This is a genomic window from Tolypothrix bouteillei VB521301 (assembly GCF_000760695.4).
Lineage (GTDB): Bacteria > Cyanobacteriota > Cyanobacteriia > Cyanobacteriales > Nostocaceae > Scytonema > Scytonema bouteillei_A.
Genome location: NZ_JHEG04000001.1, coordinates 8,029,318 through 8,044,742 on the forward strand (window position 1 = coordinate 8,029,318; position 15,425 = coordinate 8,044,742).

Below are 15,425 nucleotides of genomic sequence, written 5' to 3' on the forward strand. Positions count from 1 at the left end.
AATGAGGCATTGGGCGTTGGGCATAGCATATGTGGAAAGAAGCAATCTCAGGACTGACACAATCTCAACAGTATTTTAGGGATTTCACGCGTTGCAGATCCCTCCATCTCCGCCCGATTCTAGAGGCGATCGCGCTCACCACCCTGCCTTTTTCAGGGAGGCTAAGCGTAAGCCCTAAATCTGCTATTTTCTCTTCCCATAACCCATTGTATAGCCGAGGCAGCGCGTTGGCCTGAAAACCAGAGGTCTATAGATAATCTTCTGGCTCAAAGAGCGTAATACTTGTATGGTAATGATAAAACTTATCAGCATTCATGCGGTAAATACGGGCTTTTTAAATAAAATTTTCTTAAAGAAAAATGTTTTTTTACAAAATTTATATCATTCTTTTATAGCAAAATATTGGTCAAAGCTTTATCGTGACTGTTTTTCATACACGCTCTTACATTATCGTCAATGTAATTCTTGTATGAATCTCAGTAAAAACCATAGGAGCGAAACAAATTTTACAGTACTCTATAAACAGTTAAAGGTAAAGAAAACCCTGTTAAAAATACTTAATATTTTTGGTAACTAATTAGAAATTTTATAATTCTGCTCAAATGCTGGCATTGCATACTAGGAGCTTTCTTAGTATGCATTTTTTTCATTAAAATTTGCTTTCTTAAAGTCATAAGGCTCAATATGAAACGTTGGCAGTTTATTCGTAAAATATTAACAGCAGTATCTTTTAGTTTGTCAATTTTAGCTATTTCAACAAGTACTCAAGCAGCGACTCTCACTGCAGTAGACACAGAATTGACTTTACTTGTAGATGTATCGGGCAGTATTGATGATAGGGAATTTGACTTGCAAACAAAGGGTTATGTAAATACTTTTTTAAATCCCAATCTTTTCAAAGACTTTATATCTAAAGGACCATTAGGTAAGATCGCGGTCAACATGATCTACTGGTCTAACTCACTACAGCAGCAAGAAGTTGTAGGATGGTCTCTAATCGATAGCGTAGCAGCTTCACAACAATTTGCTAATGCTATTAGTGCGACAAAACGTCCATTTTCTGGCACGACTGCTCCTGGTTCTGCGATCGCTTTCGCCACTCCAAAATTCTTTAATAATGATTTTGAGGGAACGAGGCAAGTTATCGATGTATCCGGCGATGGAGAAGAAAATGACGGAATAGATACAGCAAGCGCCCGGAATCTTGCTCTTGCTCAAGGCATTGATGCTATCAACGGTATCATTATTAGCAGCGACCCTGTAGTGAAAAACTTTTATTTAGAAGAAATTCTTGGTGGTGTCAATGGTGATGGCAGCCCTGCTTTCTTAGTAGAAGCAGCAACCTTTGAGGAGTTCAACACTGCTATTGACAAGAAGATCAAAGCAGAAATTAGAATAAATTCTACTCCCATCACAGCAGATCCTCCTACAGGCAACACAAATCCGATTCCCATCACAGTAGATCCTCCTACAGGCAACACAAATCCGGTTCCCGTCACAGTAGATCCTCCTACAGGCAACACAAATCCGGTTCCCGTCACAACAGATCCTCCCGCAACCGACACAAATCCGGTTCCCGTCACAGCAGATCCTCCCGCAACCGACACAAATCAGGTTCCCGTCACAGTAAATCCTACTTCCGTCCCTGAAGCATCTTCGATACTGGGCTTGCTAGCATTTAGTGCTGTCAGCGCTGGCTCTATGCGTACACGAAACGAGAAACGCAAAGGACATTGAAAAACTTATCCACAACAAATACAAATTGAGTGCTTCTGAAAAGACAGCCAGAATTTGGCAGGAAAATTGGCTGTCAACATTTAGCTTTAATAAATTTTTAGGGAAACTTAACATATTTGTTTTCATATGTCAAGAAACGATCGACCAATAACCTATCTTCAACAACACAGTCAAATTTTTAAGGATAAATTTAAGCCGCAGCGAAGGACTCGTTCAGTGCTAATCTTGAAGATGACATTGGAATATCTTATGTCTTTCTTGACCTTATCTGGAATATAGCTTCAATTAATTAGGCTCAGCATGGTCACCACTGCAGAAAAAACAAACATTGGTTACATTACCCAGGTCATTGGTCCGGTTGTAGATGTTAAATTCCCTGGCGGTAAAATGCCACCCATCTACAACGCTTTGACCATTACAGGCAAAAACGAAGCCGGACAAGACATCTCTGTTACTTGCGAAGTGCAGCAGCTGCTAGGTGACAACCAGGTACGGACTGTTGCTATGAGTTCCACAGATGGCTTGGTACGTGGAATGGACGTTGTTGATACTGGCGCTCCTATCAGCGTACCAGTTGGTAAAGCCACGCTGGGTCGCATTTTCAACGTCCTTGGCGAACCTGTAGACAACAAGGGACCCGTAAATACTGAAGAAAAGTTCCCCATCCATCGCTCTGCACCCAAACTGACTGACTTGGAAACCAAGCCATCCGTGTTTGAGACAGGCATCAAAGTTGTTGACCTGCTGACTCCCTATCGTCGCGGTGGTAAAATCGGTCTGTTTGGCGGTGCTGGTGTAGGCAAAACCGTCATCATGATGGAATTGATTAACAACATCGCTATGGAACACGGTGGAGTGTCCGTATTCGGTGGAGTGGGCGAGCGCACCCGCGAAGGTAATGACCTATACAACGAAATGATTGAATCCGGAGTTATCAACAAAGATAACCCCAGTGAATCGAAAATCGCCTTGGTTTACGGTCAGATGAACGAACCACCCGGAGCCAGAATGCGGGTTGGTCTGTCAGCGTTAACAATGGCAGAGTACTTCCGAGATGTAAACAAGCAGGACGTACTGCTGTTTATTGACAACATCTTCCGATTTGTACAAGCAGGTTCGGAAGTATCAGCTCTATTGGGACGTATGCCTTCTGCGGTAGGATATCAGCCGACATTAGGTACTGACGTAGGTGACTTGCAAGAGCGCATTACCTCTACCACTGAAGGATCGATCACCTCAATTCAAGCGGTATACGTACCTGCGGACGACTTAACTGACCCCGCACCTGCTACCACCTTCGCTCACTTAGATGGAACAACAGTACTGTCTCGAGGTTTGGCAGCTAAGGGAATTTATCCAGCAGTAGATCCACTCGGTTCTACTTCCACCATGTTGCAACCCAACATCGTTGGTGACGAACATTACAATACCGCTCGTGCAGTACAGTCTACTCTCCAGCGTTATAAGGAACTTCAAGACATCATCGCCATTCTTGGTTTGGATGAATTGTCTGAAGACGACCGTCTCACCGTAGCACGTGCGCGGAAAGTAGAACGTTTCTTGTCCCAGCCCTTCTTTGTAGCAGAAGTCTTCACCGGTTCTCCCGGTAAGTACGTGAAGCTCGAAGAAACCATCAAAGGTTTCCAGAGAATTCTCTCCGGCGAATTGGATGACCTACCAGAACAAGCGTTCTATATGGTTGGAAACATCGAAGAAGCCGTCGCTAAAGCTGAAAAGCTTAAGGGTTAATGGCTAATGGCTAATGGCTAATGGCTAATGGCTAATGGCTAATGGCTAATGGCTAATGGCTAATAGTGAGTCCAGTTCTGTAGGCGGTGAGACCAGTGCTGCAGGAGGGTTTCCCGCGACCTGGCAACTGGCGTATAGCCCTGCGGGCATAGCCTGCGGCAACGCGGAGTGTGTGCCTTGCACATAGCGTCTCCGCTCCTAAGATAGGGCTAATGGCTAATGGTTAATAGTGCAATTAGCAATTAGCTATTAGCAATTAGCTATTAGCAATTAGCTATTAGCAATCAGCAAAAAACAAAGGACAAAAAACGAATGACTTTGACTGTTCGTGTAATTTCCCCAGATAAAACAGTGTGGGATGCGGCGGCTGAAGAAGTCGTTTTGCCAAGTACCACTGGTCAACTCGGTATTCTTAGCGGACACGCACCACTTCTAACCGCCCTAGATACGGGAGTCATGAGAGTACGTCCCGATCGCAATCAGGGCTGGATCGCTATTGCTCTGTTGGGTGGTTTTGCTGAAGTTGAGCAAGATGAAGTGACAATTCTGGTTAACGGTGCTGAACGTGGTGACTCTATTAATTTAGAGGAAGCCCGGAGTGCTTTTGGTGAAGCAGAAACTCGTTTGAATCAGGTACAGCAAGGCGATCGACAAGCACAAATCCAAGCAACCCAAGCATACAAACGCGCTCGTGCTCGTTTTCAAGCTGCTGGTGGATTGATTTAAGTTGCGTAAAAGCAATTTTGGCTCATATGAGCGGCAATATGGCTCATATGAGTGGCAATTTTAGCTTGTGTGGGACGGGCGTCTCGCCCGTTCTACCACACACTTAACAACAAAAACTTCATAAAAGGGTGGGCATTGTCCACCCTAATTATGCGTCTTAATGTGGAAATCAGGCGCTACCTGTAAAAGTAACTTCAGGAAATTTTGCCTGTGCTTCAGCCATCGGACGGTTTCTACCTTCTTCTTGCCAATAGTTAATAACTTCTGTGGCTTTATTCAGTAGTTCTACTCGATCCAGTTCAGTAATCCAGTGTTTGGACTCTAATTCCTTCTTGAGTTCTTCCCAGGCATCATTTCTTGGCCAGAAAAAGTACTTAGTCAAAGGGCTTGTGCCTTTGCCTACTACTTGATCGACTGCCAATGCGACATTATCGTCTAACCACAGTATTTTCAAAAGAAATTTGGACAATGGCACCTCCGGTAAGTCTCCGGGCTATTTACTAACTTTGCGATCGCTTATTCTAACTCAATATCTACCCGCTTACCAAACAATAATTAGGACAGAAGGCTCGGAGTTAGGTCGCACTTAAGTTTTACCAGCGATCGGTCATTGCTTACCAGTTAAAATCTTTGTTGTTAAGGTTAAGGGTTGACAACGGATGCGGGGGGTCGATGGTGGAACTTCTACAAAGTTTTTTCTCAGACAATTTTATTCCTCACGGGCATTGTTATCTTTGGAAACCTGAATTAGTTTCCTTACACGTAATTTCAGATGTCATTATTGCGCTTTCATATTATTCAATTCCACTCACGTTAGTCTACTTTGTCCGTAAAAGACAAGATGTCCCGTTCAAAATTATTTTTCTGTTGTTTGGAGCTTTCATTGTTTCCTGTGGTACAACACATATAATGGAAGTTTGGACGCTTTGGTATCCTACTTACTGGTTATCTGGAACTCTTAAAGCTTTTACCGCTGTAGTCTCTTTTTATACAGCTTTAACTCTAATACCTTTAGTCCCGCAAGCCCTTGCTCTCCCGAGCCCAGCACAGCTTGAACAAGCAAATAGGGCTTTACAAAAAGAAAATGCCGAACGTCAAAAGGTTGAGCAAGAGTTGCGACAGTACAAAGAACATCTAGAAGAATTAGTCAAACAACGTACTATTGAATTAGAACACGCGAACAAACAACTTCAGCAAGAAATTCTTCAGCGCCAGCAGTCTCAGGAAAAAATGGCGCAGTTACTAAAAGAAGTAGAAAGTACAAACAAAGAGTTAAATGATTTTGCTTACGTGGTGTCTCACGATTTAAAAGCACCACTGCGGGGAATTAGTTCGTTATCTCAATGGCTCCTAGCAGATTACAGCGATAAACTCGACGAACAGGGTCAAGAATTCATTAATCTTCTTATTAATCGAGTTCAAAAAATGCATAATCTTATAGAAGGCATTTTACAGTACTCCAGGGTAGGACGTGTCAAAGAGGAGATCGGACAGGTTAATTTAAACCAATTAGTGGCAGACGTTATTGAGCTTCTCGATTCCAAAGACAGTATACAGATAGAGGCGATCGGTAACCTACCTGTGATTAACTTCGAGAGAACTAAAATAGAACAAGTGTTTCAGAATTTACTCAGTAATGCTATTAAATTTATAGATAAACCACAAGGAAATATTACGATTCAATGTCATGAAGGTAGCGATGACTGGCTCTTTAGCGTTGCTGATAATGGATTGGGAATTGAAAAAGAGCAATTTACCAGAATTTTCCAGATATTTCAAAAAATTTCTAGCGATAAAAGCTCTGATAGTACGGGAATTGGATTGGCTTTAGTGAAAAAGATTGTAGAAATGTACGGTGGTAAGGTTTGGGTAGAATCTGAGGTTGGAAAAGGGAGTACATTCTTTTTTACCGTGAAAAAACAGCTACCAATCAAGGCAGCATACTAGCATTGTAGTAGCGTGTTTTAAGCTAAAATGTTAGATTGAGTATTAAGGCATGCTAGTTTTACACGAGCCTCCTCTGGGATGAATCGCTTGTAGAGTTGAGCAATTGGCTGATGAAATGTGTGGGTTTTAACCCACACATAACAGAACGGAAACAAAGGCATAGAGGCAAAGCCACTACTTCTTTGAATTGGGTGCAAGTGGGCTTGACTTATGCACTTTTTCTGCACACCCAATTATGCGACAAGATGGCGCATTTGGAGCAAGAGTTGAATTGTTAAATTTTATGAAGAGAGTAGGCGGGCTCCCACGAACGTAAAACGTATGGCAAAGCCCTACCTACTTTTCTTTTTAGCTTGCAGGTACTGTAGGTTGGTGGTGTTATGTTCTCCAAACAAGCTTTACTTTGCATAACTATGAAGAAACACGTCCCATCGCAGAAGAGTTGGTAGGAGTTTCACGCTTCAAAATGGCTATGACTGGTATGCTTACGCTGTCCTTTGCGAACCATTCTTAGTCCATACAGGTACAACTCATAAATCAAACAGTGCGATCGCACCTATATCATTAAATCCGGGACGGGCATCAATTAAAATAACATCATTTTCTGCTCGTCCACATCTAACCGAATAATAACGAATTCTACATTAGGAATTAGATTGTCTTCTGCCTTACGGTACTAGCTCGATTTACAGGGTTTACTTCATACTTCATCATTTATACTTCATCATTTATACTTGTATGTCTTTGAACCCTAAATTTGCGTCTAAACTGCGTAGTGTTGCCGATCGCCTCTTTGATTTGATTGATAATTTTGCAGGAGCTAGAGTGCTTATTATTGGGGACTTGACTTTAGATGAGTTCCTAACCGGTCAAGTAGAAAGAGTCTCTCGCGAAGCCCCTGTATTAATTCTCCGTCATGAAACCACCAAGCAAGTACCGGGAGGTGGAGCAAACGCAGTCTATAATTTTGCCCGCTTGGGAGGACAAGTTCTTGCTGTAGGGCTTTTGGGTAAGGATGAACAAGGGAGAGCACTGCAAGGTTTGCTTGAAACTGCAGGCATTAAAACGGGCGGTATTTTTCTAGATGAGGAGCGTCCGACAGTCACAAAAACAAGAATTTCCGGGCATTCCCGTCAATCAGTGACCCAGCAAATGGTCCGGATTGACCGAAAATCAGAAGATTTACCTAGCTTGGATTTACAGCTACAATTAGCTGAGTATATTCAAGAACATATTCATACAGTTGATGCTGTGGTATGTTCTGATTACGGTGATGGAACGTTAACTCAACCCGTGATTTCAGCAGCCCTTTGTGCATCCCGGAGTGTTGTTGATGCTCAAAAGCATTTGAAGCGGTATCGAGGAGCAATGTTGTTTACTCCAAATTTACCAGAAGCAGAACTGGCTGTAGGATATGCTATTACTGATGAAGCTGCGCTGGCTCGAGCAGGAAAAGATTTGCTGGAATTGACTGACGCCAAGCATATCCTGATTACCCGTGGCGAACAAGGGATGACTTTATTTAACGATGATGGTACTAAAGATGACATTCCAGCTTTTAATAGAACTGAGGTGTTTGATGTGACCGGTGCTGGAGATACCGTGGTGGCTGGATTAACTCTTGGTTTAACTGCGGGGGCGTCAATTTGGGAAGCAGCTGTTTTGGGTAACTTAGCGGCTAGTATTGTAGTGCGGCAGTTTGGGACAACAACGACAACACCTGAAGAAATGAGGGTGGCTTTGCAACGTTTGTTGGAGGAAATGGAATGAACCGCACGGGTACAGAGTACACACAGAGAACAGAGGAGTAAGGGCTTTGATGAGTCGTCGGTTATTGGTGACTGGGGGGGCGGGGTTTATTGGCTCTAATTTTGTACATCACTGGCTAAAAGTTTATCCAAATGAGCGTGTGGTGGTGTTGGATGCTCTCACTTATGCGGGAAATCGTCGGAATTTGGAGTCTGTTGAGGAACGGGAAAATTTTTGTTTTGTAGAGGGAAATATTTGCGATCGCACTCTCATAACGGAGTTGCTACAAGCAGAACACATTGATACCATTGCCCATTTTGCTGCTGAATCCCATGTGGACAGGTCAATTTTGGGACCTGGTGCGTTTGTACAAACAAATGTGGTGGGAACTTTTACTTTATTAGATGCTTTTCGCCTGCATTGGGAAGCGAAAGGTCAGCCAAGAGATTATCGTTTTCTCCATGTTTCTACGGATGAGGTTTATGGGAGCCTGAGTCCTACAGCTCCTGCTTTCACCGAAAGTACACCTTATGCGCCTAACAGCCCCTATTCAGCATCTAAAGCCGGAAGCGACCATTTAGTCCGTGCTTATCACCATACTTATGGATTGCCAACAATTATTACAAATTGCTCTAATAACTACGGTTCCTATCAGTTTCCAGAAAAGCTGATTCCTCTAATGTGTATCAATGCTCTTATGGGTAAGCCATTACCAGTTTACGGCGATGGCAAAAATGTGCGGGATTGGCTTTATGTTGGGGATCACTGTCAAGCTTTAGATGTCGTGATTCATTCCGGACAACCGGGTGAAACCTATAACATTGGTGGTAACAATGAGGTGGAAAATATCAATCTCGTGCAAATGTTATGTCAATTCATGAATGAATTGGCACCTAATTTACCCGTGCATCCAGCAGAGCAATTGATTACTTTTGTTAAAGACAGACCGGGGCATGACCGGAGATATGCTATAGATGCATCTAAAATTAAAACACAGTTGGGTTGGACGCCTTCGGTAACGATCGCAGAAGGTTTGCGTCTTACTGTGGAATGGTATCTGACCCATCGCGATTGGTGGGAACCTCTGCTATCGGAGGAGTATCAGGCTTATTACAGGAAGGTTTATGCTTAGTGGTGGAGTATTAATGTGCTGCTGCAAAAATTTGTTCTGCTGTAAGCTTTAATTCTGAGAGAGTTGGGGAAATAATGGGCTCGCCATTACGAAACAGGTGCTTTTGATACTCCCCATTTACAAGCTGGCAAATTGTGAGTGTCGGCTGTTTCGGTTTTCCAATATACTCTCTACCGCCAATTCCTAAGTAATCGACAATCCAATATTCAGAAATACCTAAAACTTCGTAATCTTCAACCTTGCGAGCATAATCATTTTGCCAGTTAGTACTGACGACTTCGACAATCATCTTAACAGAAGTTCCTAAAGTAATAACTGGTTCTCGTTGCCATAGTGGTTCCGAGTCTAGAGTGCTTCGATCTAAAATGACAACATCAGGTCTCAATGCTGAGAGATTCCCCAGAGGTTTGATAATACATCTCATGGGGATAAAGTAAGGTAAATCGAGTCGGTCAATCTCAACGTTTAACTTACGACTAATAAAACCTGCCACTTGCTCGTGCGGTCCTGTTGGGTCCATATCTACTAATTCCCCATCAATTAATTCGTAGCGGTCGTCGTCCCCGTAGAGAGTAATAAACTCATCATATGTTAAAAGTTTAGACGCTGCCTGAGCCATAGCATCAACCTCATTTCTGTTGCCAAACCAATAGCGCTCTCCATACGACCACAATAACAAGAACAAAGGGAATTGGGCGAACAACCCGCACTCCCTCAAACTACGCTAAATTACCTGAGTACAAGTTGACGAGCAATTGTTTGATGATACCATCGGCGGAATAATAAAGTCGGTTTATCTGTAGGTACGTGGCATTCTCCTGCAATTGCATGGATTTCACCTATTTGAGATTCAACGACTACTCGGTCTTCTACCAACGGTTTAATGAATTCTTGGGCTGCAAATTGTTGAGTTTGAGCATCCATTCCTTCTGCCATTTGTAGAATTATCGTGCATTGCGTTTGATGCTCATCAATCGGAACAGCAAAAAAATGTTCTCGCTTTACCGGAAAGCCTAGATCGTCAAACTTGACCATGACTAAATTCGGTTGCTGCCACTCTAAAGCAAAAGTAGGCGGTACACCCGCATAGGGTGTGAACACTTCAATGCGATCGCCGCTATCATTAACCTTCAAGTCTAAAACGTCACCCGACTCCAGGGCTGATTGTGCGATTTGACCAAACGATTCACGATGTACAAACGGCAGATGAACAAAATCTAAGCTAGCCTCGATCGCTCTCGTCCAGTGAGTTTTCCAAATTTCTTGGTGAATGTAGTAGGCTGTCTCCGATAATTTCAAGCTGTCGGGAATTTGCAGGACAGGAGGCTTACCTTCTCCTGTAAAAATCCAAACACAACCTGCAATGACTTGAGTGGGAAAACTGTTCACAGCCAAACGAGAAAAATTAATCTTGTTGACATCGTTAAAAGGGACACGGACACAAGCTCCATCCCCATTAAATTGCCAGCCGTGATAGGGGCATTCAATACAGCCATTCGGAGTCACACGCCCTAAAGAAAGAGCAGCACTCCGATGAGAACAGCGATCGCGCAATGCCCGAATTTCACCGGACTGCGTGCGAAACAACACAAGTTTTTCTCCTGCTAACGTAACTGATACAGGGCTCTCACCCAGTTCGCTGACTGGCAATACAGGCATCCAAAAATTTTGCAATATTTCAAACATGGTAAGTTTTTCCTTCAAAAGTTGGACATTAGTCTACCTAAAATTAGGTAGATTTTAGAATAAAAAATTAAGGCTTCAATGCCCCTTCCAGCAACAACGCAATCAAAGTTGCCACTGATGCTTCATCCGATTTGCTTCCGTATCGCTTAAAGGTATAAAGGGCTTCGATACTTGCCAGGAATGCGCCACCGATAAATCCCGGATCGGATTGCAAAGAAGGATGCAATCGATCTAAACTCTCAGCAAACAACTCTTCCAACGGAGCAAATACGCAACGATACATTGCTTCTTCCAGCCGCTCTGAACTTTCAGGTGACAACTCCGGTAAGTCTGTCAGTACCATTCGACCTCCATTTAAAGGGGGTTGTTGAATGAGCCAGGTGCCAATATGCTGCAAACGCCCTTCGAGGGTGGGAGGAGCCTCTGCCAGCAATTGTTTGAAGCGAACACGCCTCTGCTCTAGGTGACGCAACATCACCTCTACATATAACTCCTCCTTCCCTTGGGGAAAGTGGTAATAGAGGGAGGCTTGTTTCATGCCAAGATGCTCGGCGATGTGTTTGAGGGTTACTGCGGTATACCCGCGAGCTGCAAACAACTGCTCGGCAGCGTCAAGCACCGTTTCTCTGGATGAGGATCGATCGCTTTTCTTAACCATATACCTAACTTAAATTAGGTAGGTATGGTTTGTCAAGAGCATTTGTAGCGTTTTCGTAATGACACAGGTTGTTAATAATTGGTCCCCAGTAATCAATGACTGTTGTGACTGCACTCAGGAAATCCTCAGGCATAATCTGTGTGGGAACTTGACGGCAGTAGTATCTCCAGTTGCGGCGATTTTTACCTGTATTCCACCATTGAGGGTTGGTTAGAATTATCTGTACTTCCTGAAGGGTTGCATTGTGACTGCTAAATGCTACCCTAATTGCTTCTGGCAATAATGCTTTATCCAGCGGGATTAACGTTGCTAGCAACATCAAGTCATAAAGATCCTTCCCTCGCCAGCGTTTGGCTCCTTGCTCGATGAGACCGTGAAGTTTCCAACCAGCCATAAGTTCGGGTCGAGCAGCCTGGAGTTGCACGGGTTCTGCTGGAACTAAAGTTGGGTATTGAATCCATTCTTGTTCTGGAACGAGCGGGTCATTAAAACCCACATCGATTTGCAGCCGTTGGCGGTAGTCAAGCACTGAAGCATCCAAACACAAGCGCACGCCAGGAAAGGGATCTTCCATCCAAATACCCCGAGATTCCAGAGATTCTAGATGAAAGATCGTCCCATCGGTAAAACCATCGGTAGCAAGCAACTCCCGAAAGCGCTGCTCGGTTGACTCAATTCCAAACGGATACAACCCTACAAAATCGACATCAACCGCAATGCGATACCCTGGAGGAACCCACAACCGCGTCAGCATTCCGCCTCGAAGAACCAAGTCTTTTGCGCAAGCAGAGCAAGCAACCCGACGTAGAAGACTTTCTAAGAGGTGATAAGTTAAGATTTCATCAACAGGTCGAGAGATCGCCTGAGAGATTGTTTCAAAAAGCTTCATTCACTTCACCTCCTTTGGTTTCCACGGGTGAGTGTATCAACCAGCCAGCATCAAGCTCTAAGTTGCTGTCATAAACGGTATATTCTTGTTGAGGTTGCACGAGCAAAATGTGCCGTGCGCGTAGCGATGTCAGCAGCGCTTGAAAGCGAGCTTGAGCCGATCGCCGTCCAAGCCCATACACCCGCAACGTAATGAATCGGTGATGCTGTCCGCTAGCATTTAGTTTGAAGGCATTTACAGATAGATGTGCCCCAAATTTAGCACAATGTTGTCGCAAACCCTCCAAATCCGTCTCTTGTGAAAGTAGAGCTTTGATATGAAACTCGAAGTAATTCGTCACTGGATGCTGCGAGACTTCATTATCTGTCACCGGGATATCTTGGTTGTACGGCATTGCCTCAATTTTGACACGAGTCACTTGAAAACCTGCTAAGCAAATTCGTTGGGCGAGGTTGTGAACTTCTGTCCAAACTTGAGTGAGAGTTCCCCGATGATAGGATGCTGTCATCGGTTGCGATCGCGTGACTCCGTTAGGTAATTCTATAAGAACACATTTGACGTTTAACTGCTGACAAATATGTTGAAAGAGTTGTAGAGTAGCTCGTGACTCTGCACAGATAGTAATGTGCGCTTCAAAAGTTCCAGTGTAGTCGGTTCTAATAGAAGAGTTCGATGGAGCCATCTAATAAAAGGGTGGTTCTGTAGTTAAATGCTTATGTAATTTATTAAGTGTCATGAGTAACCTCTTTAAGCAGAGTTACTTTTGTAGTATATATAATACAAAAGAAAGTTGTCAAGTACTGTTGTAAAGTTTTGTAATACGCCGGACTCACGGACAAAAGTTTGGGAAATATCTGAAACGATCTGCTTCGATCGAGCTTTGTTGTTGCCAATTTCAAACAAACAGTAGTAGTAATATATGCTGAAACCATCCGATATAGTTTTGTAAAATTTATCCGTGTCTTTCCTCTCAAAGCCCGTATTACTGCTGTAAGTTTAAAGTCACATTTTTGGGGGAGAACACGTTATGCGTTCGCGTAGCGGCTGCTTTGCAGCATCGCCAAACCGACAACAAAGACACCAACAATTAATCGAGCAGTACGTTTTCTCGCGCCGTACCATGCTAGCGCTCCTTGGTTTCATTTGTGCTCCAGGCTTGGAACATTTTATAGTAAGTGACACTCAACCAAGAGAACCCACGCTTCCTGCCAATCCTCAAATCCCAACTTTACCTCAAAAAAATTCATTGGCATCCCAAAAAGAACGCCAACAGCAGCTTGAGATTGCACGCTCTAAATACCAGCTAACACCTCGACTGCCAAACTCTGTTAGGGTATCAACTTTACCGATCGAAGAGGCTTTTGATGGGGGCTATAGCAGTAATCGGGCAAGCATAACCCGGAAAATTACAGAAAATCAACAAGCATTTTTCCAAAATCCCAAACCTTTTCTCGCATTAGAAGACTACACAAATGTTTTTCAAGTTTTACCCGTACCGGATATTGCTAAAACCTTTCGCAAGGATGCGATATTTGCAGGGCAACGGCTGTGGGGTCCCAATCCCATGGAACTTACCAACGTTCTAGCACTCAATTACGATCTTCAAGAAAAACTGGGAATAACAAATGAGATTTTTCAAACCGTTTTGGGTGCTGCTAGAGGAACGGCATATGTTAGCGAAACTCTTGAAAGTGCTACTAAAAATGGCGGTCTGTTTGTAACGGATTATGCAATCCTTGCGACTGATGGCATTACCTCAAAAACAAAGCGATATCTCATTGCTCCTATCGCTCTTTATTACGCCGATCGCGACCGTGGTAATTGGCGTTTAATTCCCATTGCCATTCAACTCGGACAAGTTCCTCAAGAAAGTTTGCTTTGTACTCCCTTGGATGGAGTGGATTGGACTCTAGCCAAGCTCATCGCTCAAATGGCTGATTTTTCCGTTCATGAATTGGTCCGTCACTTGGGTCAAACCCATCTTGCTCTAGAACCCATCGCACTGGCAACTGTACGCGAACTCCCTGCCCTTCATCCCGTACACGTCCTATTAAAACCCCATTTTGAGTTCACAATGGCAATCAATGCTTTTGGCGATCGAGTGTTGATTAATCCAGGGGGATACGTAGATGTCATTCTAGGAGGTACTTTAGAAAGCTCCCTCAACCTTGTAAATCTTGGTGTCTCGGAAATGTTCGATAACTTCAGCAACTTTGCTTTGCCGAACAATTTACAAAGGCGCGGTGTTGGCGATCGCTCTTTATTAAAAGATTTTCCCTATCGAGATGACGGAGTGCTGGTTTGGGATGCTCTATCCGAGTATGTCAGTCGGTATGTAGGAATTTACTACAGATCTTCTAAAGATATTCGAGAGGATTTCGAGTTACAAAATTGGTTAAAAGCTTTACGGACACCTGTTAGTGATGGAGGTTTTGGTGTCACTTCTTTACCATCCTACCTAAAAGACCGCGACCAGTTAATTGACCTGCTAACACAAATTATTTTTACAGCAGGTCCGCAACACTCAGCCATTGCCTGGACTCAATATCAGTATATGTCTTTTGTCCCTAATATGCCTGGAGCTATTTATCAGCCTGTTCCTATTACCAAGGGAACAATTGAAGATGAGAAGAGTTTAACAAGTTTTCTTCCTGGTATAGAACCAACTTTTGCACAAGTTAACGTCATATCGGGAATTGGTGTCAAACTTGATGTCAAAGCATTTACAGATTTTGGTGTCAATAGTTTTCAAGATCCGCGAGCTATTGCTGTTCTTAAAGGCTTGCAAAATCGTTTGGAGGTTGTAGAAAAACAGATCGAACAACGAAATAAACGCCGAGAGGAATGCTACCCTGGCTTTTTACCTTCTCGTATGGCTAACAGTACCAGTGGTTGAACGAAAAATGTTTCGTGCAGTCCCCACATTCAAATACATGAACTACGTGCATCTGGCTATGCCTGAGATGCACGTTTCTGGTGTTCCCACGGCAGGTAGAGGACGCCTGCAACTCTGGGAATGTTGCTTAGTCTACGGGCTGTGTAGCGATCGCTTCTTTCTTCAATCGGTAGCGGTTGGCTTGTAACCGAACTAACTCGATGGGAGGGTAGATGCAAGCCAGAGAACTTATCGCTAAATTAAAGAAATCAAGCTG

Annotated in this window: 14 protein-coding genes; 8 read left to right on the forward strand and 6 right to left on the reverse strand. The window is 43.5% G+C overall.

Translation table 11 applies throughout. The features are described 5' to 3' along the window. The first annotated feature begins 684 nt into the window (after positions 1–684). The 3 genes from HC643_RS32860 to atpC all read left to right on the forward strand — a co-directional run bounded on the left by HC643_RS32860 (position 685) and on the right by atpC (position 4,212). Entirely contained in the window at positions 685–1,737 is a 1,053-nt protein-coding gene (locus tag HC643_RS32860) for a DUF1194 domain-containing protein (protein ID WP_237265996.1), read from the forward strand. 300 nt (positions 1,738–2,037) lie between these two features. Next, entirely contained in the window at positions 2,038–3,486 is a 1,449-nt protein-coding gene (gene atpD / locus HC643_RS32865; protein WP_050046592.1) for a F0F1 ATP synthase subunit beta, read from the forward strand. A 312-nt stretch (positions 3,487–3,798) separates the two neighbouring features. Beyond that, positions 3,799–4,212, forward strand: coding sequence for an ATP synthase F1 subunit epsilon (gene atpC / locus HC643_RS32870; protein ID WP_038080893.1), 414 nt, complete (start codon positions 3,799–3,801; stop codon positions 4,210–4,212). A gap of 169 nt (positions 4,213–4,381) precedes the next feature. Here atpC and HC643_RS32875 read toward each other — a convergent pair whose 3' ends face one another. After that, positions 4,382–4,681, reverse strand: a complete 300-nt coding sequence (locus tag HC643_RS32875; protein WP_038080895.1) for a 30S ribosomal protein PSRP-3 — start codon at positions 4,679–4,681, stop codon at positions 4,382–4,384. 203 nt (positions 4,682–4,884) lie between these two features. Here HC643_RS32875 and HC643_RS32880 point away from each other — a divergent pair, with 203 nt between their 5' ends. From HC643_RS32880 to rfbB, 3 genes are all read left to right on the forward strand, one after another. After that, positions 4,885–6,159 carry a sensor histidine kinase gene (locus HC643_RS32880; RefSeq protein ID WP_038080898.1) on the forward strand — a complete coding sequence of 425 codons (1,275 nt, stop codon included), beginning with the start codon at positions 4,885–4,887 and terminating at the stop codon, positions 6,157–6,159. A 738-nt stretch (positions 6,160–6,897) separates the two neighbouring features. After that, positions 6,898–7,929 carry a bifunctional heptose 7-phosphate kinase/heptose 1-phosphate adenyltransferase gene (locus tag HC643_RS32885; RefSeq protein ID WP_038080900.1) on the forward strand — a complete coding sequence of 344 codons (1,032 nt, stop codon included), beginning with the start codon at positions 6,898–6,900 and terminating at the stop codon, positions 7,927–7,929. Between the two features lie 49 nt (positions 7,930–7,978). After that, the gene (rfbB, locus tag HC643_RS32890) at positions 7,979–9,040 is read left to right on the forward strand and encodes a dTDP-glucose 4,6-dehydratase (protein WP_038080903.1); all 1,062 of its coding nucleotides are present in this window, start codon (positions 7,979–7,981) and stop codon (positions 9,038–9,040) included. A 10-nt stretch (positions 9,041–9,050) separates the two neighbouring features. On the opposite strand, the gene HC643_RS32895 is transcribed toward rfbB, so the two are convergent. The 5 genes from HC643_RS32895 to HC643_RS32915 all read right to left on the reverse strand — a co-directional run bounded on the left by HC643_RS32895 (position 9,051) and on the right by HC643_RS32915 (position 12,955). Next, complete coding sequence (locus tag HC643_RS32895; RefSeq protein WP_038080905.1) at positions 9,051–9,659, reverse strand: Uma2 family endonuclease; 609 nt, start codon at positions 9,657–9,659, stop codon at positions 9,051–9,053. Positions 9,660–9,769: 110 nt separating this feature from the next. Then, positions 9,770–10,726 (reverse strand): aromatic ring-hydroxylating oxygenase subunit alpha, encoded by a 957-nt coding sequence (locus HC643_RS32900; protein WP_050046591.1) that lies wholly within the window; start codon positions 10,724–10,726, stop codon positions 9,770–9,772. A 67-nt stretch (positions 10,727–10,793) separates the two neighbouring features. Next, positions 10,794–11,384 (reverse strand): TetR/AcrR family transcriptional regulator, encoded by a 591-nt coding sequence (locus HC643_RS32905; protein ID WP_050046590.1) that lies wholly within the window; start codon positions 11,382–11,384, stop codon positions 10,794–10,796. A 4-nt stretch (positions 11,385–11,388) separates the two neighbouring features. Beyond that, the gene (locus HC643_RS32910; RefSeq protein WP_063779557.1) at positions 11,389–12,273 is read right to left on the reverse strand and encodes a nucleotidyl transferase AbiEii/AbiGii toxin family protein; all 885 of its coding nucleotides are present in this window, start codon (positions 12,271–12,273) and stop codon (positions 11,389–11,391) included. After that, positions 12,260–12,955, reverse strand: coding sequence for a hypothetical protein (locus HC643_RS32915; RefSeq protein WP_237265997.1), 696 nt, complete (start codon positions 12,953–12,955; stop codon positions 12,260–12,262). Before HC643_RS32915 ends, HC643_RS32910 begins: the two co-directional genes overlap by 14 nt. 345 nt (positions 12,956–13,300) lie before the next feature. Between HC643_RS32915 and HC643_RS32920 the strand changes: the two genes are divergently transcribed. Together HC643_RS32920 and HC643_RS32925 are read left to right on the forward strand one after the other, a co-directional pair. Beyond that, positions 13,301–15,169 carry a lipoxygenase family protein gene (locus tag HC643_RS32920; RefSeq protein ID WP_050046589.1) on the forward strand — a complete coding sequence of 623 codons (1,869 nt, stop codon included), beginning with the start codon at positions 13,301–13,303 and terminating at the stop codon, positions 15,167–15,169. A gap of 7 nt (positions 15,170–15,176) precedes the next feature. Continuing rightward, positions 15,177–15,356: a hypothetical protein gene (locus tag HC643_RS32925; protein WP_137986560.1), complete on the forward strand. Its 180-nt coding sequence runs from the start codon at positions 15,177–15,179 to the stop codon at positions 15,354–15,356. The last annotated feature ends 69 nt before the right edge of the window (positions 15,357–15,425 follow it).

Excerpts from the sequence above, each read along its gene's own strand:
- HC643_RS32860 (WP_237265996.1), top strand. The coding sequence starts at position 685 with ATGAAACGTTGGCAGTTTATTCGTAAAATATTAACAGCAGTATCTTTT.
- atpD (WP_050046592.1), top strand. The coding sequence starts at position 2,038 with ATGGTCACCACTGCAGAAAAAACAAACATTGGTTACATTACCCAGGTC.
- atpC (WP_038080893.1), top strand. The coding sequence starts at position 3,799 with ATGACTTTGACTGTTCGTGTAATTTCCCCAGATAAAACAGTGTGGGAT.
- HC643_RS32880 (WP_038080898.1), top strand. The coding sequence starts at position 4,885 with ATGGTGGAACTTCTACAAAGTTTTTTCTCAGACAATTTTATTCCTCAC.
- HC643_RS32885 (WP_038080900.1), top strand. The coding sequence starts at position 6,898 with ATGTCTTTGAACCCTAAATTTGCGTCTAAACTGCGTAGTGTTGCCGAT.
- rfbB (WP_038080903.1), top strand. The coding sequence starts at position 7,979 with ATGAGTCGTCGGTTATTGGTGACTGGGGGGGCGGGGTTTATTGGCTCT.
- HC643_RS32895 (WP_038080905.1), bottom strand. The coding sequence starts at position 9,659 with ATGGCTCAGGCAGCGTCTAAACTTTTAACATATGATGAGTTTATTACT.
- HC643_RS32900 (WP_050046591.1), bottom strand. The coding sequence starts at position 10,726 with ATGTTTGAAATATTGCAAAATTTTTGGATGCCTGTATTGCCAGTCAGC.
- HC643_RS32905 (WP_050046590.1), bottom strand. The coding sequence starts at position 11,384 with ATGGTTAAGAAAAGCGATCGATCCTCATCCAGAGAAACGGTGCTTGAC.
- HC643_RS32910 (WP_063779557.1), bottom strand. The coding sequence starts at position 12,273 with ATGAAGCTTTTTGAAACAATCTCTCAGGCGATCTCTCGACCTGTTGAT.
- HC643_RS32915 (WP_237265997.1), bottom strand. The coding sequence starts at position 12,955 with ATGGCTCCATCGAACTCTTCTATTAGAACCGACTACACTGGAACTTTT.
- HC643_RS32920 (WP_050046589.1), top strand. The coding sequence starts at position 13,301 with ATGCGTTCGCGTAGCGGCTGCTTTGCAGCATCGCCAAACCGACAACAA.
- HC643_RS32925 (WP_137986560.1), top strand. The coding sequence starts at position 15,177 with ATGTTTCGTGCAGTCCCCACATTCAAATACATGAACTACGTGCATCTG.